Origin of the sequence: Puniceibacterium sp. IMCC21224 (assembly GCF_001038505.1) — a bacterium.
In the GTDB taxonomy this organism is placed as follows: Bacteria; Pseudomonadota; Alphaproteobacteria; order Rhodobacterales; family Rhodobacteraceae; genus Puniceibacterium.
This window is the reverse complement of the sequence record NZ_LDPY01000002.1, coordinates 412882-432296: the sequence shown is the minus strand read 5'-3', so window position 1 is coordinate 432296 and position 19415 is coordinate 412882. Positions and strand designations below refer to the sequence as shown.

17 protein-coding genes and 5 pseudogenes are annotated in these 19415 nt (G+C 61.2%); 9 read left to right on the top strand and 13 right to left on the bottom strand.

Annotated elements, in window-relative coordinates:
- Positions 1 to 14: 14 nt before the first annotated feature.
- Both IMCC21224_RS21485 and IMCC21224_RS21480 read left to right on the top strand, forming a co-directional pair.
- Positions 15 to 887 carry an amidohydrolase gene (locus IMCC21224_RS21485; RefSeq protein ID WP_197089281.1) on the top strand — a complete coding sequence of 291 codons (873 nt, stop codon included), beginning with the start codon at positions 15 to 17 and terminating at the stop codon, positions 885 to 887.
- The gene (locus IMCC21224_RS21480) at positions 884 to 1735 is read left to right on the top strand and encodes a fumarylacetoacetate hydrolase family protein (protein WP_047997592.1); all 852 of its coding nucleotides are present in this window, start codon (positions 884 to 886) and stop codon (positions 1733 to 1735) included. Before IMCC21224_RS21485 ends, IMCC21224_RS21480 begins: the two co-directional genes overlap by 4 nt.
- A gap of 16 nt (positions 1736 to 1751) precedes the next feature.
- Here the strand turns inward: IMCC21224_RS21480 and IMCC21224_RS21475 are convergent, their stop codons facing one another.
- The 3 genes from IMCC21224_RS21475 to IMCC21224_RS21465 all read right to left on the bottom strand — a co-directional run bounded on the left by IMCC21224_RS21475 (position 1752) and on the right by IMCC21224_RS21465 (position 4992).
- A complete protein-coding gene (locus IMCC21224_RS21475; protein ID WP_047997591.1) occupies positions 1752 to 2564 on the bottom strand; it encodes a glutathione S-transferase family protein in 813 nt (270 codons plus the stop codon).
- A 16-nt stretch (positions 2565 to 2580) separates the two neighbouring features.
- Complete coding sequence (locus IMCC21224_RS21470) at positions 2581 to 3855, bottom strand: MFS transporter (RefSeq protein ID WP_047997590.1); 1275 nt, start codon at positions 3853 to 3855, stop codon at positions 2581 to 2583.
- Between the two features lie 102 nt (positions 3856 to 3957).
- Positions 3958 to 4992: a tripartite tricarboxylate transporter substrate binding protein gene (locus IMCC21224_RS21465; protein ID WP_053079142.1), complete on the bottom strand. Its 1035-nt coding sequence runs from the start codon at positions 4990 to 4992 to the stop codon at positions 3958 to 3960.
- Positions 4993 to 5421: 429 nt separating this feature from the next.
- Here IMCC21224_RS21465 and IMCC21224_RS21460 point away from each other — a divergent pair, with 429 nt between their 5' ends.
- Genes IMCC21224_RS21460 through IMCC21224_RS27985 form a run of 3 tightly spaced genes read left to right on the top strand, consistent with a single transcriptional unit; the run spans position 5422 to position 7727 of the window.
- On the top strand, positions 5422 to 6396 hold the full coding sequence (locus IMCC21224_RS21460; protein ID WP_047997589.1) for an ABC transporter substrate-binding protein: 975 nt from the start codon (positions 5422 to 5424) through the stop codon (positions 6394 to 6396).
- 21 nt (positions 6397 to 6417) lie between these two features.
- The gene (locus tag IMCC21224_RS21455; protein ID WP_047997588.1) at positions 6418 to 7269 is read left to right on the top strand and encodes an HpcH/HpaI aldolase/citrate lyase family protein; all 852 of its coding nucleotides are present in this window, start codon (positions 6418 to 6420) and stop codon (positions 7267 to 7269) included.
- Positions 7266 to 7727, top strand: a complete 462-nt coding sequence (locus tag IMCC21224_RS27985) for a hypothetical protein (protein ID WP_156178391.1) — start codon at positions 7266 to 7268, stop codon at positions 7725 to 7727. Before IMCC21224_RS21455 ends, IMCC21224_RS27985 begins: the two co-directional genes overlap by 4 nt.
- Here IMCC21224_RS27985 and IMCC21224_RS21450 read toward each other — a convergent pair.
- The 4 genes from IMCC21224_RS21450 to IMCC21224_RS21435 all read right to left on the bottom strand — a co-directional run bounded on the left by IMCC21224_RS21450 (position 7675) and on the right by IMCC21224_RS21435 (position 12426).
- A complete protein-coding gene (locus IMCC21224_RS21450; RefSeq protein ID WP_047997587.1) occupies positions 7675 to 8205 on the bottom strand; it encodes a carboxymuconolactone decarboxylase in 531 nt (176 codons plus the stop codon). The two genes, IMCC21224_RS27985 and IMCC21224_RS21450, sit on opposite strands and share 53 nt — an antisense overlap.
- Positions 8206 to 8257: 52 nt before the next feature.
- Positions 8258 to 10306 carry a tripartite tricarboxylate transporter permease gene (locus IMCC21224_RS21445; protein ID WP_047997586.1) on the bottom strand — a complete coding sequence of 683 codons (2049 nt, stop codon included), beginning with the start codon at positions 10304 to 10306 and terminating at the stop codon, positions 8258 to 8260.
- Between the two features lie 93 nt (positions 10307 to 10399).
- Positions 10400 to 11254 carry an amidohydrolase gene (locus tag IMCC21224_RS21440; RefSeq protein ID WP_047997585.1) on the bottom strand — a complete coding sequence of 285 codons (855 nt, stop codon included), beginning with the start codon at positions 11252 to 11254 and terminating at the stop codon, positions 10400 to 10402.
- 134 nt (positions 11255 to 11388) lie between these two features.
- The gene (locus IMCC21224_RS21435) at positions 11389 to 12426 is read right to left on the bottom strand and encodes a tripartite tricarboxylate transporter substrate-binding protein (RefSeq protein ID WP_047997584.1); all 1038 of its coding nucleotides are present in this window, start codon (positions 12424 to 12426) and stop codon (positions 11389 to 11391) included.
- Positions 12427 to 12802: 376 nt separating this feature from the next.
- Here IMCC21224_RS21435 and IMCC21224_RS21430 point away from each other — a divergent pair, with 376 nt between their 5' ends.
- Positions 12803 to 13819, top strand: coding sequence for an ABC transporter substrate-binding protein (locus IMCC21224_RS21430; RefSeq protein WP_047997583.1), 1017 nt, complete (start codon positions 12803 to 12805; stop codon positions 13817 to 13819).
- A gap of 39 nt (positions 13820 to 13858) precedes the next feature.
- Here the strand turns inward: IMCC21224_RS21430 and IMCC21224_RS28855 are convergent.
- The 4 genes and pseudogenes from IMCC21224_RS28855 to IMCC21224_RS28620 all read right to left on the bottom strand — a co-directional run.
- A pseudogene (locus IMCC21224_RS28855) lies at positions 13859 to 14023 on the bottom strand (transposase); the annotation flags it as partial.
- 628 nt (positions 14024 to 14651) lie between these two features.
- Positions 14652 to 15422 (bottom strand): hypothetical protein, encoded by a 771-nt coding sequence (locus IMCC21224_RS21425; RefSeq protein WP_047997582.1) that lies wholly within the window; start codon positions 15420 to 15422, stop codon positions 14652 to 14654.
- Positions 15419 to 16516 (bottom strand): GSCFA domain-containing protein, encoded by a 1098-nt coding sequence (locus tag IMCC21224_RS21420; RefSeq protein WP_231582172.1) that lies wholly within the window; start codon positions 16514 to 16516, stop codon positions 15419 to 15421. Before IMCC21224_RS21420 ends, IMCC21224_RS21425 begins: the two co-directional genes overlap by 4 nt.
- A gap of 121 nt (positions 16517 to 16637) precedes the next feature.
- Positions 16638 to 16826: a hypothetical protein gene (locus IMCC21224_RS28620; RefSeq protein ID WP_231582171.1), complete on the bottom strand. Its 189-nt coding sequence runs from the start codon at positions 16824 to 16826 to the stop codon at positions 16638 to 16640.
- Between IMCC21224_RS28620 and IMCC21224_RS29015 the strand changes: the two are divergent.
- Both IMCC21224_RS29015 and IMCC21224_RS27355 read left to right on the top strand, forming a co-directional pair.
- Positions 16749 to 16976 (top strand): annotated as a pseudogene (locus tag IMCC21224_RS29015) (recombinase family protein). The gene IMCC21224_RS28620 and the pseudogene IMCC21224_RS29015 overlap by 78 nt on opposite strands.
- Before the next feature lie 49 nt (positions 16977 to 17025).
- Positions 17026 to 17599: pseudogene (locus tag IMCC21224_RS27355) on the top strand (transposase); the annotation flags it as partial.
- Here IMCC21224_RS27355 and IMCC21224_RS21410 read toward each other — a convergent pair.
- Positions 17542 to 17862, bottom strand: a complete 321-nt coding sequence (locus IMCC21224_RS21410) for a replication initiator protein A (protein WP_047997581.1) — start codon at positions 17860 to 17862, stop codon at positions 17542 to 17544. The pseudogene IMCC21224_RS27355 and the gene IMCC21224_RS21410 sit on opposite strands and share 58 nt — an antisense overlap.
- Before the next feature lie 370 nt (positions 17863 to 18232).
- Positions 18233 to 18880, bottom strand: a pseudogene (locus tag IMCC21224_RS21405) (IS110 family transposase).
- Positions 18881 to 19045: 165 nt separating this feature from the next.
- On the opposite strand from IMCC21224_RS21405, the pseudogene IMCC21224_RS27350 reads away from it, so the two are divergent.
- A pseudogene (locus tag IMCC21224_RS27350) lies at positions 19046 to 19297 on the top strand (transposase); the annotation flags it as partial.
- Between the last annotated feature and the right edge of the window lie 118 nt (positions 19298 to 19415).

Sequence of the window (19415 nt, the reverse complement as noted above, 5' to 3'; positions counted from 1 at the left end):
AGGGGGTCGCTGACATGGTGACAAAATACATAGACATTCACCCGCACATCATCTCGGGCGATCAGACAAAATACCCGCCGTCGCCGCTGTTCGGCAAACAGTCGGACTGGTCCAAGGAGCGCCCGTTGGAGGTGCAGGGACTGCTGGACGCGATGAACGCGGCGGGCGTCGGCAAGGCGGCGATCGTCCACAGTTCGACCTGCTACGGCTATGACAATTCCTATGTCTGCGACTCGGTTCTGCAACATCCCGACCGGCTGACGGCGGTGGGGTCGGTCGACCTCAAGGCACCGGATGCCACACAGCAGATCAAGGCGTGGATGAAGCGTGGCCTGACCGGGCTGCGGCTGTTCACCGGCGGTTCGACCAAGGCGTTCGACACCAGCGATCTGGACGATCCGGCCAGCTTTCCGGCCTGGGATCTGGCGGGGCAAGAGGGGTTGTCGATCTGCATTCAGACCGGACCTGTCGGTCTGGCGCAGATCGCCGGTCTGGCCAAACGGTTCCCCAAGGTGAACATCATCCTCGACCACCTGTCGCGCCCGGTGGTCGAGGACGGCCCGCCTTACAACAGCGCTGTGTCGCTGTGGGCGATGTCGGCCTTCGACAACATCTACATGAAGATCACCCCGCGCACGACCGATCTGGCCGTCAAGGGCAGTGCCGATCCGACATCGCTGTTCACCAAGCTGGTGGAAACCTTCGGCGCCGAACGTCTGGCCTGGGGGTCGAACTACCCTTCGTCGGATGGTGAACTGATGGACAATCTGGACGTGGCGCGGCAGCAGATGAGCTTTCTGCCCGAGGCGGTGCAACGACAGATTTTCGCCGGCACGGCGCAAAAGCTGTACCCCTGTCTGGCCGACGCAAAGGTTGCGGCGGAATGAAGCTGGTCAGCTTTGCCGTGGACGGGGCGGCCCGCTACGGTCTGGTGCGGGGCGAAGGGGTCTATGACCTCTCGACCCGCCTGCCGCCGTACCGCGACATCGTCGACTTTATGACTGATGGGTCGGAACAGGCGGCTCTGGCAGCCATCGGCGACGATGCGCCCGATCATGCGCTGGCCGATCTGACGCTGTTGCCAGTGGTTCCGAACCCCGGCAAGATCGTCTGCATCGGTCTGAACTATCAGGCCCACAAGGCCGAAGGCGTGCGCGATCCGAACGACAAGCCGATGCTGTTCGCCCGCTGGGCCGACACGCTGATCGGCCACGATGCGCCGATGCTGATCCCGAAAATCTCGGACAAGCTGGATTTCGAGGCGGAGATGGTCGCCATCATCGGCAAACCCACCGGGCGCAACGTGCAGGCCGCCGACGCGCTGCCGCTGGTCTATGGCTACACATGCATGAACGAAGGCAGCGTGCGCGACTGGCAGCGCCACTCCAGCCAGGTGACGGCGGGCAAGAACTTTGTCGGCACCGGTCCGGTCGGCCCGTGGATCGTGACGGCGAACGAGCTGGGCGATCCGCAGGCGCTGGATCTGGAACTGACGGTGAATGGCACGACGATGCAAAGGGCCAACACCGCCGACATGATCTGGCCCGTTGCCGAAATGATCGAATACATCACCAATTGGATGCCGCTGAACCCCGGTGACATGATCGCCACCGGCACACCAGCGGGCGTCGGATCACGCCGCGATCCGCCGGTGTTCCTGAAACCTGGGGACGTGGTCGAGGTGACTATTCAAGGCATCGGCACCCTGAGAAACACCGTCGCCAAAGAAAGCTGACGCCTTACGGGCCGGGTCAAACCGGCCCCGATCCTGCGTCAGTCGCGGCCCACATCGCGGCGATGTCCGGCCAGTGCGGTGTGCCGTTCTCGCGCATCCTTTCCAGCGATCCAGCAGGGGCAACCGCCAGCACGGCATCCGCATAAGACGGCCGCGCGCGCATCCGGGCCAACCAGTCCGCGATTTCGGGGTGCCGCGCCTGCCACAACCCGCCAAAGCTAAGATGCTCTAGCCGGTCGACATAGGGTAGCACGCCGATGTCCCCCAGCCCGAACGCAGCCCCCGACAGCCAGTCCTGCCGCAACAGCACCGTTCCCATGTCCCCAAAGGCCCGCGACAGATCCGTGAGTGCCTGCGCCACAAATGGCGACGCCAGCCCGTCGTCCGTCAACGATATCAGTTTGAGCCGCGCCACCGGGTTTGGCATCTTTGCCAGCTTTGCCTCGCGTTCCTCGGCTGTCAGCCCCCGAAACTTGGCGCCCCGATTGGCGGTGGCAAAGGTCAGCGTATTGATCGCACCGTGCAGCGCCAGCGACCGCAGCAGCCAGTGACGCACGGCAATCCCGGCTGCCGGGTCAGACGGCATCAGGCGGCCGTGGTTATAGGTCCGGTCGAGGTAATCACAAATCAGGCTGGATTCAACGATCACATGCCCGGCATCCACCAGCGTCGGCACCACCGCATCGGGGTTCAGCGTCAGATAGTCAGACGCGAACTGATCACCTTTCATCAGGTCCAGCCGATGGGTGTCATAGCCCAATCCAATCTCGGCCAGACACAGCCGCACCTTTTGGGAACAGACGCTGTTGGCGGCGTGGTACAGAAGCATGGTGTTTCCTTTGCAGTCAGACTCGAAGTTTGCGCAGCGCCGGGGCAAACGCCAGCAGGCAAACAGTGAACAGCAGGATCAGCCCGCCCATCACCGCATAGCTTACGCGGATGCTTGCCACGGCAGACAGTGCTGCGGCGGCAGAGGTGCCCAGCGGCACCAGCCCGCGGTTTAGCAGCATCGTGCTCATCACCCGGCCCCGGTATTCGTCGGTGACCTTCAGTTGCAGGATCGTGTTGAGCGAGGTGTTGTAGGCCATGTAGGCGGCCCCGGCAAAGATCAGGATCACCGGCGCCATCCACGCCACCGGGTTCAGCGCCAGCGCGATCAGGGTGATCCCAAAGATCAGCAGCAACACCAACAGGGTGTCGCCGCGTCGCGTCAGCGTTGAAAACCCGCCGATGAGCAGTGCGCCCGCGATCGAGCCGAAACCCGCCGCCGAGGTCAACACCCCCAGCCCCACCGGCCCCCAATCGAGCGCGCTGTAGGCAAAGACCGACAGCAGCATGATGAACGGCTGGCCCAGGAACACCGGCAGCAGTGACACCAGCACCAGCAACAACAACACGCGGTGTCCGATTACATGTTGCACCCCGGCCCGGATCGACGCGGCCAGGCTTTCTCCGCGGCTGTCACGACGCGGATGCGCAGGCAGCTGCATCACGGCCAGGGTCCACAACACGCCGATGTAGCTGACCGCGTTGACCAGAAAACAGGTGGCGAGGCCGAACTGCGCGATCAGCAGGCCCGCAGACAGCGGTCCCAGAACCTTGGTGGTGTTCAGCGTCACCGAATTCAGCGCGATGGCATTGGGCAGGTCCTCTCGTGGGACCAGCGCGGGGATCAGCGCATGGCGCAGCGGCAGGTTAAAGGCCATGATCGCCCCGCGCCCCGCCGAAATCAGGCACAGCGCCCAGACCGGTGTTGTCCCGCAAAAGGTCAGCACGGTCAGGACCACGGCCAACAGCATCGCCACCGACTGCACCATGATCAGCAACCGCCGCTTGTCACCCCGGTCGGCCATGGCGCCGCCCACCAGCATCAACCCGATCAGCGGTGCCGCACGGCACAGGTTGACAGCCGCAAGATCCAGCGCCGATCCGCTCTGCGAGATGATCAGCCAGTTCAGCGCCACCTGGTCCAGCCAGTCGCCGCTGTTGGACACCAGCGTGCCGGTCCACAACAGGCGATAGTTGCGGTGCTTCAGAGCGGTCAGGAATCGCGGCCCGCCGGTCATCTTCTTGCCCGGCACCGTGTCAGAAGCCGTGGTGCCGTCTTCCGTCTGTTTCACGTCCTGCCTCGCAAGCAACCTCGTCCGATCATAAGTGCAGCCACGGGACATGTTCGGCCCGTGGCTGTGCCATTCTTGTTGCCCGGAATGTGGGCGCCTGACTTACTTTGGCGGGGTCAGCAGCGCCTTGACCTTTTCCAGAACCGGCGCGGGTGTATCCCAAAGATCGTTGACGATCTTTTGCACAGCGTCGCCGTTGATCGGCTCCAGATCGGATTTGAGCCGCGCCATCTCGGCCACGAACTCTGGGTCTGCGGCTGCCGCATCAAAAGCGGCGCGCAGGGCGGCAAGCCGGTCCTCGGGCACGCCGGCCGGTGCCGCGAACGGCCGTCCGGCGGCCAGCGGTGATAGCATGAAGCTGGCATAGGCCAGATCCTCGGGGTCGGCCACGTAGTCGATCATGTTCTTCAGATCGGGGTACTGCGACGCGCTTTCCATGCCGATCTGGGCGATGATGTTGATCTTGCCCTCGTCCAGCATCACGCCCGCTTCGCCTGATTGCAGGCTGTTGACGGTCTGCATCCGGCTCTGGACTTCGTTGCGTTCCAGCGCCAGACCGACCGCCGCGTTACCGTCATAGCCGGTGACAATGTCGAACTGGGTGCCGATGATTTCGTTCATCATCGCCGCAAAGGTGCGGTTTTCGTTGTTGAACGATGTGGCGCCCAGAATCAGCGGCGTTGTCAGCAGGTCCTCGGACGTCTGCACCGGAGAATCAGTGCGCGCGATGACGGTATAGAATTCCTTGTTCAGACTGCCGAGCCAGTGCATCTCGCGCGGGCGGAACTTGACCTTTTCGTCGATGATCGGCACGTAAAAGTTGTTGCGCTGCAACAGCGCGATGGTCGACCCGTCGAATGGCCCGCGTTCCTGCAACAGCAGCGCTGCCTGCATGCCGCTGGCGCCGGGCTGGTTCATCACGATGATGTCGGGGTTGCCGGGCAGATGCTTTGACAGATAGGGCGCGAACTGACGTCCGAAAAAGTCGCTGGCTCCGCCGGGGCCAGCGCTGACGATCATGGTCAGCGTATTGTCTGAATAGAACTCTTCGACAGATTGGGCTTGCGCCGCAACGCCGGACCCGACGGCCAGCGCCACAGCCAGTCCAAAGATCTTACCTGATAAGCCAAACAACATGATTGATCCTCCTCCAGTTTTTCAAGGCATCCGCCATGGGGTTCACCCGGGCTATGATGCAACACAGGGCGCTGCGGACCTTTGACGTATGGCATATGCCAGAGTGGGTCCCGAATGCGCTGCACGACGATTAACGCCGCACATGCGGGTGTTTGGTCAATCCCATGCCCGTGCCCCGGCAGGCGTTCCGATGCCCGGATCGCAATAACCTATCGGCAGGGCACACATCGGTTCCCTGGCCAGATGCCAAAGTTGCGAAATCGGCGCACCTGTCCGACCTGAACTGATCGAGCCCGCGCGGAAGCGGACGCAATTCTATGAGGTTGGTGCGATCTCCTATTAAACGTCGCCCGCCGTTTCCGGTTAAAGGGAACCAGCCCGGCAATGTCCCGGGCACCCCACGTTTTTGTACCCAAGCAGGAGCCCGCCATGCCCGCACCGATCCTCAAGGTGGCCATGCGCACCTATCCCTACACCGAGGCGCTGAAATCCGGCGCGATTACGGTGCCCGGTGCCAATCTCGACTTTGTCGATGTCAAACCGCATATCGCCGCCTTCCGCGCGATGGTGCGGGACCTGGCCTATGACATCTGTGAAATCGCGCCGACGACCTACATCATCGCCCGCGCCTATGGCGCGCCGATCATCGCCTTGCCGATCTTCTTTGTGCGCCGGTTCCATCACGCCGGATTCGTGGTGCGGCCCGAATCCGGGATCCAAGAACCGAAGGATCTGGAGGGCAAGAAATTCGGTGTCCGCGCCTATTCGGTAACCACGGGCGTCTGGAAACGCGGGTTGTTGCAGAACGAATACGGCGTCGATATCGACAAGATGACCTGGTTCGTCGACGACGAGGAACACGTTCAGGCGCTAAAGCTGCCTGCCAATGTGAAACATGTGGCCGAAGGATCGTCGCTGGTATCGATGATGGCGGCAGGAGAAATTGATGCGGCGGTGACCGGCGATGCAGGCGTCGGTCGCGCGGGCAAGCCCGGCGAGGGCTGGAACGAGGCGGCACCGGCGCTGCCCGACAACCTTGCGCCGCTGTTTGCCGATGCGGCGCGGCTGGACCGTGAAGTCTACGAAAAGGACGGCGTGTTCCCGATCCACGGTTGCCTTGCCATCAAAGAGGACGTGCTGAAGCAGAACCCCGACCTGGCGCGGGCGCTCTACGATGCCTTTGTCGCGGCCAAGCAGCCGTACCTTGACGCGCTGCACGCCGGAACCGCGAGCGGCAAGACCGTGGAAAAGGATCTCAAGCATATCGAGATCGTCGGCGACGATCCCATTCCCTACGGCCTTGAGGCAAACCGCGCCTCGATCGACGCGCTGATCCGCTATGGCCATCAGCAGGGGCTGATCCCCAAACTATTCAAGGCAGAAGACATGTTCCTGCGGTTCTAAACACGACAAAAGGAGAGACTTATGGAAAAAATCGGCCGACTGAACGGCATCATCGCCACACTCGAAAACGGCGGCAAGCCGACCATGGCCTTTGGCCGCTCTGATAGAGAGGAGGCGATTCAGTTCGGCCTCTCGCCTCTTGACGGTGTGCTGTTCGAGATGGAGCATACGCCCTATTCCGCGTCGGAACTGCGTGACGCGCTGCAATTCCTGCTGAACCGTCGCCGCATCGTCGAGGGCGGCGCGTTGCAGCCGCAGGTGACGCCGTTTGTGCGCATCCCGGCAAACGGCGCCGAGATGAACACCTGGATGGCGAAACAGGTGCTGGATCAGGGTGTCTATGGCGTGATCTTCCCGCATATCGCGACCGCCGATCAGGCCCGCAACGCGGTGGCCGCCTGCCGCTATGCCCGCCCCAAGGATGCGCCGAACTATGAACCCAAAGGGCTGCGTGGCGACGCGCCCAACACTGCCGCGCGGTATTGGGGTCTGACGGTGCCGGAATATTACGCCCGCGCTGATGTCTGGCCGCTGGTCCCCGAGGGCGAGATCATGGTGGTCCTGATGATCGAAAGCGTTGAGGCGATGGAAAACCTCGAAGAGATCCTTGCCGTACCGGGTGTCGGCGCGATCATGACCGGCGAAGGCGACCTGAGCCAGCAGCTTGGGTTTCCGCGTCAGTACGAACACCCGGTGGTCGCCGAGGCCAAGCGCAAGATCCTTGCCGCTGCGAAAAAGGCGGGGGTGCGCATCGCCCATCCGCATGTGACCGGCGCTAACGTCGCCGAGGTGATAAAAGAAGGTTATGATATCCTGTTCACCAGCCCGTCACGCAGCTATGCGACGCTTGAAAAGGCCAAGTCACTGATGTGACCAACCCTGGCCGGGTCGGGGCGGATGCTCTGGCCCAGCCGTTTCCGTGCGCGGCCTTGGCGTTGACACTCGGGCCGGGGCTGGCCGCGGCGTTGATCGTACATGTGGACAACGTCAGCGGACTGGCCGTGCTGTCGGGTGCCGCAGCGATTGGGGCGGTGATCGCCGGAGTGACTGTTGGCAGGTCCAGCGCCGTGCGTTTGAGCCACAGCGCGCTGGTCTGGTGGAGCATTGGCGCGGTTTCCGCGCTGGCGATGGCCTATGCGACAACCCCGGTGCTTGCCTCGATCTCGGCAATGCTGCTTGGCGCCTCGATCACGCGGGGTTCGCCGCGCGATCCAGAGTTTGCAGCACGAAGAGTGACGCCACGGGGCATAGTGCAGGGCATCACATCGCGCGCGTCGCTCAGCCCTTGGGCTTCATGTCATGCAGCCGCATGGCCAGCGAGACAGAGCTGAAATACCCCACTGTCACCAGCAGTTCGGCGATCACCTCGCGGCCAAGCTCTGCGTCGTAGCGGGCAAAGCGTGCGTCATCGACCTCGCCTCCGGCGATGATGTCGCAGACTGCGTCACAGATCGCGCCAAAGCGCCCTTGGACCCTCTCGGGCCGCCGTTGTTCGAGCAGTGCCTCGACAACCGCTTCTGGCACACCGGTCTTGAGAGCGTGGCGGCGATGGTTGCCGATGACATAGGGCGAATTCCAGTGGACCGCCGTGGCCAGGATCGCCACCTCGCTTTCGGCCTCGCTCAGCACCGGGGAGGCGTCGATATGGGTGCCGATAATCTCCATCCCTTCGGCAAGGCGCGGGTTGTGCAGCCAGATGTTGAACGGCGTCGGGATCCGTCCGCGCCCGGCGCCAAGCTGTGCGATGATCGCGCTCTGTTCCGGGCTGGCGGTCTCTGGATCGACTGGGGTAATGCGGGTGTTGGCCATGTGTCGTTCTCCTGTTTCGCAATTTGTCTGAAAGTGTTCCCGGACCAGCGGCTCACATCGAGGGGATGTAACGCGCGACCGTCGGGAACCAGTTCCCCAGCAGGCTGTCCGGCCAGGGGATACCGATGATCTGATCGAACACCACATAGATCACGACCGTCACACAGGCAGCGAGGATCAGGCAAAGCCGCCACGGTTCGCGTCCCTCGACACGCATGTAGGCGACGATCAGCAGCGGCACCGCCGGGATCATCCCGATGACCGCGACGCAGGCCAGAAAGGCGACAAACCAGCCAAAGAATTGCGCTGCCCGGCCCAGTGCCACCTTGTTCGGCAATGCCTCGTCGCCGTCTGATTCCAGATCCATGTGGATCGCGCCCCCTTCGGCGACCGAAGCGGCGGGCCGACCGACGAACACCTTGTAGGCCAGGCTGATCGTCCCCGCGATGACCAGGGTGGCCGAAATCACCGTCGGCCCGATCTTGGCGTTAAAGAACCAGGCCTGCGCGGTGATCAGCATGTAAAGTCCGGTGCCGATGAACAGCACATACATCAGATCCGCTGGGCCGACATCGACCCTGCCGCTGGGTTTCAGCCGTGCCAGCCCGCCAGTGCGCAGCATCGTGAACAGCGGGCCAAGCAGGACCAGAGCCGAAAGGACCAGAAACACCACCACGCCCGGACGCAGCAGCCAACCCATATCGTAGCGCAGGAACGAGATCGACATATACCGTTCGATCAGCACACCCAGCACCAGACCGAGGATCAGCGGCGGGCGCGGCCATTTTAGTCGCTTCATCGCCCAGCCAAGCGCCCCGAACAGCAGTAGCGCATAAAGGTCGCCCCAGCTTCGCGACCCTTGAAAGGCGCCGATATAGACGATGGCCATGATGACCGGCAGGATCAGCGTGTAGCGCAGGGTGGAAATCTTGGCGAACTGCCCGGAGAGCAGGAAACACAGCCCGGCGCCAAAGACGTTGGCCAGCGCGATCGACCAGATCATCGAATAGGTGACGTTCAGATCCTTGGTCAGCATGTCCGGGCCGGGGATAAAGCCATGTACCATCATTGCGCCCAGCAGGATCGCGGTGGCTGCACCTCCGGGCACGCCAAAGGCCAGCAGGGGCACCAGAGAGCCGCCGTTCAGGGCGTTGTTGGCCGCCTCCGGCGCGATCACGCCGCGCACGTCACCTTTGGTAAATGTTTCCTTGGCGCCCTTTTCCGATTGCAGCGCGTGGCCGTACGCGATCCAGTCCACCACCGATCCGGTGATGCCCGGAATGGCGCCGATGATTGCGCCGATGCCGCTGCACCGCAGCACCAGAGACCAGTTGCGGAAGACGTCGGTGACACCCTGCTTCATCCCTTCGCGGGCGTTGAATTTCACGCTTTCGGCCACCGCCTTGCGACCGATCGCCAGATCGCACAGCTCGGGCAGGGCAAACATGCCCAGTAGCACCGGCAACAGCGGTAGTCCGTCCTGTAAATAGAGCAGCCCACCGGTCCAGCGCATCTGCCCGGTCTGGACGTTGGTACCGATCATGCCGATCAAGATGCCCAGACAGGCCGCCACCATGCCTCGCATCGGCGCGTTGCCCGACAGCGTGGACACCATGGCAATGCCGAAAATGGTCAGGCCCAGCAGTTCCGGCGTGGCGATGGATAGCACCAGTGGCCGCACCACCGGCAATGTCACTGCCAGCAGCAGCGCGCCGATCAACCCACCCAGCAGCGATGCCATGTAGCTCGCGCTCAGCGCGCGCCCGGCCTCGCCACGTTTGGTCATCGGCAGGCCATCCAGCACGGTGGCCTGACTGGCCGCCGACCCCGGCACGCCGAACAGTACCGCCGGGATGGTGTCGGACGTGGTGACGACCGCGTGCATCCCCAGCAGCATGGCAAAAGCCGCGAAAGGGTCCATCGTGTAAGTGAACGGCACCAGCAGCGCAAATCCGGTCAACCCGCCGATACCGGGCATCAGCCCCAGCGCCAGCCCGATCAGCACGCCCAGCCACAGGAACATCAGCCGTTCAGGCTGCAAGATGATGCCAAGCGCCTCTCCAGCGGCAGACAACATGACAGAGTCGCTCAGAAATTCCACGGTGTGCTACCTCTTTGTCGGCGCGGCCATCCGCCGCCCGGCAGGACCGGGCCGGTGGCCCCCAAAAGTGTGTGTGGTGCCGATGCCCGGTCGTTAGTCCGCCAGCATCGGATACAGCGTCTGTGCCGTCCGGCCCCAGATCCAGGCCCGGTCGTCGTCGGACAGGGCGCGGAAGCAGGTCTGCCCCTGGTCGATCAGCGCCTTCATCGACCCGTCCGATGCCGGGTGGTTCGAGCCGAACGCCAGATGGTTCGCCCCGAAAACCCCGACCAGATGCGCAAAGAACGCGTCCGCCCCCCCGGGCGCAGCCTGCGCCAGATCGAATGTCTTTGGCGTGATCTTGAGATAGACGTTATCGAATTTCGCCAGATCGAACAGGGCAGCACAGGCAGGGTAGGGCGAACCCTCGGACAGCACCGGGCGTCCGCAATGGTCCAGAGCGATCTTGACCTTCGGGAACCTTTCCGCCAGTTCCGCCACCATCGACAGACCCGCAGGGGTCGTCTGGATCACCATCGACATGCCTAGCTCGCCGCAGCGTTCCCACACCGGAAAGGTGATGGGATTGACCAGCCAACGCCCGTCGGTCTGTTTGGTGGCGCCGCCGGTGAACAGGCGGACACCACCCATGCCACGGGACTGCCAGTGTTCAAAGGTCTGCAGGGCATCCGGCGCTAGCAGGTCGAACGAACACACGGCGGTAAAGCGTTCTGGCTGTGTCGCCACGCTGTCGGTGACATAATCGTTGTTGTGGCCGTAGGTGGTCGAGGAATGCACGATGGCTGCCTTGGCGATCCCGGCCTCGTCCATCCCGGCGATCAGTTCCTCGAAACTCGATGGCCGCTTTTCCGACCAGGTCGACCGGTGGCCGGCCTGCGGGGCAATCGGATAGCGGTCGGTGTCCGCCGAGATGATATGCGGGTGGATGTCGATGATCCGGGGTGTCATGGGAAATGGGACCTCTTGCAAATGGACCGTCACGCGCGGCGACCGGGTCGTGAACTGCCTGCCTCCTGACGGAGATCTGGCGTTTAGCGGCCTGGCGCGAACCAGGTCCGCGCCAGGATTGTCGCAGGAGTCGCTCAGCCCTGTGGCGTCACAACCTGACGTGCGGTTTCAAGCTGCACCTCGGGTGTGGACCAGAGCGTTTCGATGATTTGTTCGACCTCGGCACCGCTGATCGGGTCGACGCCATAATTCTTCGCCTTCATCGCGGCCAGGAATTCGGGATCGGCCATGGTTGCGTCAAACGCGGCGCGCAGCGCATCGACACGGTCCTGCGGCACACCATTCGGCACGGCAAAGGGGCGACCCGCCTGCAATGGCAGCAGGAAGAAATCGAGCAGTGCCTTGACGTCCGGGTCGGTGACATAGGGCGTCAGGTTCGGCACATCCGGGAACGCGGGGTGGCTGACCCAGCCCAGATTCAGCAGCACCTTCATGGTGCCATCCGCCAGCATGTTCACAGGTTCACCCTGAAACAGCCCGTCTACCGTCGAGGCCCAGCCATCAACTTCGCCGCGTTCCATCGCCAGATAAACCTCGCCCCGGCCCGAATAGCCCGGAATGATCTTTATCTGACCGCCAAGATAGTCGTTGACCAGCGCCGGCATTGTCCGATTTTCATTGGCAAATCCGGTGGCGCCGATCACCAAAGGCTTGTCAAACAGGTCGTCGGCGGTGGTCACGCCCGACCGCGTCATGGCGACCATGGCGTAATAGACCTTGTCCAGACTGCCGAGCCAGGTGACCTCGCGCGGGTCAAAGGCGTTCTGGCTGGGATCGAGCAGCGGCACATACAGGTTGTTGCGTTGCAGAAACCCGATGACTGACCCGTCGTTGTCCTGTTTCGATTGCAGCGATGCCGCCGCGACCATGCCGCCGGCCCCCGCCACGTTCAGCACGATCGCATCGGGCTGGCCCGGGATATGCTTGACGTAATACTGCGCGAACTGGCGCACGATGGTGTCGGTCAGCGTGCCCGCCGGGGCGCTGACGATCATTGTCACGTCCTTGTCGCTGTAGAATTCCTCGACCGTCTGGCCAAAGGCAGGCGCTGCGATTGCTGTTGCCGCCACCAGTGCCAGTCCGCAAAGCGTCCTTAGGTGTGATAGTGCCATTTCGTTTCCTCCTCTTGGTTTCTTCTTGGGCGCGTCGTAGCGCCCACATATCGTTCTGCGACGCCCGGCATTTGGTTTGCCGGACACGTCCGAAGCTCCATCCCCTTCACGCATCACGGCGATACGCTGATCGTAGGCAAGTTAGCCACCTGCCCATGATCTGAGAATAGGGCTGGGTTGAATTCCAATGACCGCGGCGTGTTTCGCGATGCGCCCCGTCGGTCACAATTTCCAATGACTCGGGTAGCGGGCAACCATCCTATCTTTGGCGATGGCTTTCGAATTGGTGCTCCGGCCTTCCGCGGTCGATCCTGGGTATGCCGTCGGCCCGCCAGGTTCCCGGGAACGGCGGAAATGTCCGCAGGAGGAGACATCAATGACCCAGATATTCAACCGCCGCCGGTTCTTGCGCACCGCAAGCCTGACCGGGCTAGGCCTGGCCGTCGGCGGTCTGGCAGCGCCCTATATCGCGCGGGCCGCCGCAACCCAGATCGCCATTGCCACCAATCCGGGGCTGGAAAACCGGACGCTGAACGCGCTGATGGCGCAACAGGGCTTTCTCGGGAAATTTGGCGCTGACACTGTGATCGTCGACGCCCCCGGTGCCACCGGCCCGTTTGACACCATCGCCTCAGGGGCCGCAGACCTATGCATGGTTTCAGGCTACAACATGGTATTGCCGCGGATCGAGCAGGGCGCCAAGCTCAAGATTGTCGGCGCCGGGATGAAGAAGACTGCGCTGACAGTCTTTGCAAAACCCGAGGGTATCGCGACCCTCGCGGATCTCAGGGGCAAGACCATTGCCGTTGGTGGCGACCTTGGCCTGCTGCACGCTCTGATGCTCCAGTTGCTCAAGGAAAACGGTATCGACCCGACAGAGGTGACATTTGTCAACAAGGGCAGCAACGACAATTGCTACAAGGCCGTGGTCGACGGCTCGGCCGACGCCTGCTGTTCCAGCGTGTCGCATCTGAACGACAGCGACGGACTGGACGTGGTTCAGCAGGGCAACATGTGGGAGGCGCTGCCGCACTACACCTTCCAGACCGCCTATGCTTCGGACGAGGCGATCCGCGACAAGCACGAAGGTCTTGTAGCGGTGATGGCAGCCTTTGGTGCGCTCTATGAATATCTGATGACGCCCGAGGCCCGAGATGCCTTTTTCGAGGCCCGAAAGGCCGCCCAAAAGGATTTCGACGAACCTTCGGCGCAGGCGATCTGGGACTACAACCAGAACCAGCGCCCATATTCGGGAGATCTGTCCATCAGCGACACCGACATCGACTATTTGCAGGACATGTTTGTCGGTCTCGGCAGTCTCAAACAAAAGCAACCCATCGCTGCGGTCGCCGATATGTCCGCGGCGAGGGAAGCGGCCAAGCATTTCGGATAGGTGGTTGACAACAGGTGATCCACTACTTCTGATCATCGTTCAAGCTGGTCTCGGTTGCGGAACCAGCTTGACACATCCGATGTCGTTTGGGGGGCGGCATCCCGCTGCAAGACACAACAAGATCGTGCAGAAGCCAGTTGTCTGGCGAAGCGGCATGCCAACCGCGATCTTCAGCGTCAGACAAGTTTGAATGGCGGCATCACTAGTTGTTCAGTCCCGGCCTCTGGTGTTAGCGACCCGATGATCTCGTCTTAAGGACCGTGAGAGCCGCAAAAGCGTACTCTGTGTTTGTTATGGGAGAGACTGTCGTGGACCAAATTGCCAAAATGAGACAGTTTATGAACTGTATCGAGGCAACTCGATATGACAATGACCTGATGCCAAATCAGCCAATTATTCCTCGCATAGGACGTTGTCAGTCAGGATCGTGTGGATGCGATAGGGGACGGCCTTGAGCAGAAGTTCAAGGAACTCTCAGGCGGTCTTGCGATCCGCCTGAGAGTGTCCGACCTTCCGTGTATTTGTGAACTGGTCCATGTTTCCTGAGGGGAGCAAGGACGATGACGATTACCAAGGAACTGCTGGACGAGCTGCTGAAGGGCTGCGAGCGGCCTGAGGTATTTGTATTTATTAACTAATTTCGAAAGCCAATTTTTGGGCAATGTCTCAGCGCAGAAATTTAAACGCTGGATTTCAACCGATATTCCCCAAGTAGCGGTGCCTTTGTCCATCACAGCCTCCCAAAAGATATCAATGGTTTGGCCGAGACAAATCGCGAAGGTAGAATCCCCTGGATTTCGGTAAGTTTTGTGTCCTCAGCACCCCGTCCCCCTTAGCCCAGATCCAGCAGATGCCGCAGTATATGTACGCCGTAATCGGCATTCATGTGCTGGAAATCATCTTCAGGATGCGCCCCGTCCTTGTTCGGGGAAAACCGTTGCGAACCCCGGCAAAAGGCGTGGCGTGTGAAGATGCCGTGCTCTTCCAGAACCGCGGCGGGGGGATGAGACAGCGCGAAAAGCCCGTCGGGAAAGGACAGGGCACTGGTGCGGATATTCTCCTTCAGCCGGGCAAGTCTACCGGCCAAACCCGTTGTCACATCCGCTGCGTTTTGCAGGACAAACTGCGGACGCGGTGCTGCTTCCGACCGGAACGGAACCCCCACATGCGTCACCGGCACCTCTGGCCGGGCCAGCGCGATCTGCCGCGTCAGGTCGAAATGCCAGGCGTCTCTCATGCTGTCCAGAACCACCGAGACCAAAGCCGCGCTCATTTCCGGAATGTCGCGCAGGGCCTCCTTGGGACTGTCCGAGAACAGGTACATCACCGAAAAAAGCGAAGGCCCGGCAATAACGAAAACCGCGTCAAAATCGGCAATCCGAACCTCGCTCTGCCCGCCGGAGGTCCAGGCAAACCGCTCGCGCACAAAGTCCTTGTCCGAGGTGATGACGCCGTCCCGGACATAGCAGGATTTCAGGGATTCGCCGTGGCTGCCAAAGATCGTGATGTCGAAGCCGTCCAGCGCCCCGGTCGCCTCCAGCGCATCCATCCCGCCCTTGATCGCCCCGACATGGGAATTGCCGACAAAGCAGATGCGCTTCATTTGCCAAAGGCCTCAAGCAGGGCCTCTTCACACTGGAGATCCTCGATCGACGACGGTTGCGGCAGGGCAAAATCCGCGGTCGGCTGCATCGGCACCGCGGGATGCGCGGCAAAGAATGTCTGCATCACGGTCGCGACGCCCTGCTCGGTGACCGAACGCAGGTTCGGCGCAAAAAACAGCCCCCGCGCCGCAGGGTTGGTGACGATCTCGTAACTCGGGAAGTAGTCGATGCTGTCCTGCGTCTCACTCAGATGACCGGCCACGGCGCGTAACACCGCCTTGGAATAGTTCGTCGCAGGCAGGACATGCTGTCCGGTCGCGGTCGCGGTCAGCGGCACGGGCGACACCGTCACGATGGTGCGCAGCGACTTGTCGCGGTTCTGCGCCAGCACGGCCATCGCCGCCTGAAAGTCGCCCAGAACCTCGGGGAAACCGAAATTGACGAAGGCATAGTCCTCGGCCACGTCCTGACCGGCGATCACCCCCGGGGCCAACGGCGTCACGCGCCCGCTGGCGCGGTGCATCCAGGCCTCGGTTAACCCCAGGGTAAACACGAACAGGTCGATGCGCCGGAACAGCAGGCGCAGCCGTGCCAGATGATAGGCGCGGGCCGCCACAAGTTCGTCGACCGAGGCAAATCCGCCGGGTTCGATATTGGGCCGCAGGGCATCGTAGAACCGCCCGTCCTTTTGCCAGATCAGCGGCTCCGGGGGGGCGTGCGAAAACACCTCCTCGATCAGCTGGAGAAGCTGGCGCGTGGTGTAGATATTGCCGTAGCGCCCGGAATAGAGCGAAAAACCGTAAGACTGGCGCAGATCAGGGGCAAGCCCTTTTGGCGCGGGCTCCACATCGACGACGTCATAGCCGTTCTTCGTCATGTGGCGGGCGATATGCTGGGCGAAACAGCTACCGGCAGTTCCGATCTCCCACTCAGGCGCGATCGTCCATTTCTTACGGTAGATGTCGGCTGGCACCAGAGGGTTGGTCTCAGCCACCCCCAATTTCCAGAAGGAACGGGCCTCCAGGCCGGAATAGAAATTCTCTGACATCGCGTCCGGTATATCCAGGTCGTGCACAATTGCCGGGAAATTCATCGCGCGTCTTCCCCGGGTGCGCCGGTTTCTGACACATCTTGACGTCTTTCGAGGCCCCGGGCAACCCTTTGCGGCCCTGAACGATCCGGCCATTTTGTAAGCGCCGCGCCGGTAGTTTTGCTCATTGAGCCGGCGTGTAAGTGCGTGCAGAAATCAAAACTTTTGCAAGCACTTGGTTAGTAAATGAAATCAACAGCTTGGAGCGTTCAAGAATCGCGTGCATAATGGCGGTATGAAAACCGTCGCTTATGCCCGTGTATCGACCTCTGGCCAGACCCTTGATGCTCAGCTTGAACAGTTGCGCGCACATGGATGCGACCTATTGTTCCAGGAGATAATTGGTGCGGCGTGATCAGATCGACCACAACTCGCCAAGGCGCTTGACGCTTTGCAAGCCGGTGACACGTTGATCGTGGCACGGCTCGATCGGCTGGCCCGTTCGACTGACCTGCTCCCCTGAAAAGTCCGGCGTTTTTGGTTAGCCTGTTCTCCAACTGAGGAGAAAGAAGATGAAGAGAAGCCGTTTCAGCGAAGAACAGATCATTGGGATATTGAAAGAGCATCAAGCTGGGCTTGGCGCGAAGGATCTGTGCCGCAAGCATGGTGTTAGCGATGCGACGTTCTACAAGTGGCGCTCCAAGTATGGCGGCATGGAAGTATCTGACGCGAAGAAGCTGAAGGCGCTTGAAGTGGAGAATGCCAAGCTCAAGAAGCTACTTGCTGAGCAGATGATGGATCTGTCGACCCTCAAAGGGATGCTGGGAAAAACTTTTGAGGCCTGGATCGCGACGCAATGCTGCGGCCTGGGCCATGAAAGAGAAGCAATACAACCAGAAGCGAGCCTGCGCTTTGGCCGGGATTGATCCACGCGTCTACCGGCGTGTATCGAAGCGGCCTGCTGACACCGATTTACGGGACCGATTGAAGGCGCTGTCATCTGAACGACGGCGCTTTGGATATCGGCGGCTGCACATCTTGCTCAAACGTGAAGGCTGGGCGGTGAATTGGAAGAAGCTGTATCGGTTCTACCGCGAAGAAGGGTTAACAGTGCGTAAACGTAGCGGTCGCAAGCGTGCAGTGGGCAGGGTGATTTCGATATCGAGCATGCGGCCGTCGCGCGTCTCCCGAATAATCTCGGCGGAATCGATCAGGCTGAGGATCTTGAAATATTCCTTTCCGCCCTGGCGCAGATTGGTTTCGATCTGCGTGCCTTGCAGGCGGCGCATGGCATCTTTCAAAAGCTCATAGCCGCGGCCCGAAGTCTGACGATTGGTTGCAACCAACAAATCATAGGCCTTGAAGCGCAAGCTGCGATGGACCTGGCAGCCTTCGCTCAGCGCGGCCATGCATTGGCTGATGTACGACGACCAATTCTTGGTCTCGTACTTCGTAGGGGCCAAACTGCTCATCCCACTCAGCTATCACGCTGAAGCCATACAGTGAATCCCATCAACAGATTTGTGCTGACATGTATAACCGCCCCTTGCGCAAGAGGAAACTTCAGAGCTGATTTTAGCGCGTCACCGGGTGCTGACATGTGTCCGGCCTCAAGATGCGGCGTCATGCATGCCGCAGGCCCGTATGGTGTTCGAAGGTCGGGTCCAGATCAAAGCCTCCTGCTCAATGGCACTCTGTTGCACACTGGTTCTCCCGATCCCGTCTCACGACTGTTGCGCGCCCTCTTCCGCTCCGACGTCCTCGCGACCTACAGCGGGCTTATGCCGCTGTGGCCGGAGACTGGTAAACGCCACCGCGGGCCATAAGGCCCAGACGATCCGCGCCATCTTGTTCGCGAGCGCCACCCGCACCAGCATCGGCGGCTTGCGGGACAGCACCCCGTCCAGCCACGTACCCGGCTGGGCTGAAGCATGGGTGTGCCGTTTGATAATGACGCGTTGGCACCGATGATCAGAAGGCGCCTGAGCGACCGCTCGTCCATTCTTGTCGTGGCTGCAAGGCGCTGCTTGCCACCTGTCGAATGCTGTCGCGGCACTAAAACCTGGCCAAGCGGCGAAGTCGCGTGCCTTGCGGAACGTCTCTGGCGGCGGGGCCAGCACTGCGATTGCTGTTGCGATCAGGGGGTCAATGCCTGGCATAGTCATCAGACGCCGGGCCAGGTCATTCTCCTTGGCTCGTCGGGCGCACCGTCGCTTCGCAAATCGCTTCGGCATCCGCCATGTCGTTCTTCTGGCGCTTGACGAAGGGTTTGACGTAGGCGGGCGGGATCAGACGTACCTCATGACCCAACTTGCCAATCTCGCGCGCCCAGAAATGGGCGCCGCCACACGCCTCCGTCGTAACGACGCATCGCGGAAGTTGGCTGAAAAAATCCAGAACCTGAGCGCGCCGCAACTTCTTACGCAGAACTGCGCGGCCTCAACTATCAGCTCCATGCACTTGGAACACATTTTTCGCCAAATCGACGCCGACCGTGATAATATCTGACATGACCGCTCTCCTTTTGTGGGTCATTGCTGACCCACCTTGGCACATCGATGCCGTCGGGAGGGCGGTTACGGACTACATTGCCGTGCGGAACACGAGGACGCCTGCAAAATCGCACGCGACATTGCGAAGACCGATCAATATGCCGTGTCGATGTGATTAAGGAAGAAGGTCGAAATGCTCTTCGCTCACCTCAAACGTCTTCTGGGGCCGGGAAGACGTCGACTACGCGGCCCGAACGGCGCAAATGACGAATTTATTCTCGCCGCCACCGCCCAAAACCTCCGTAAATTGGCCAAGATGTTTCCTGCGCCGCAGCAATTGCAAAAAGCCTGATGGGAAAAGCGCTTGCGGCACGTTCAAGGACAAAATCCCCGCGGTCGCAGCACGGTGTTTTTCCACAGAATAGGACGTCTGCCGTCTTCCGGTCGTCTTTCTCCGAGATTGGGATTGG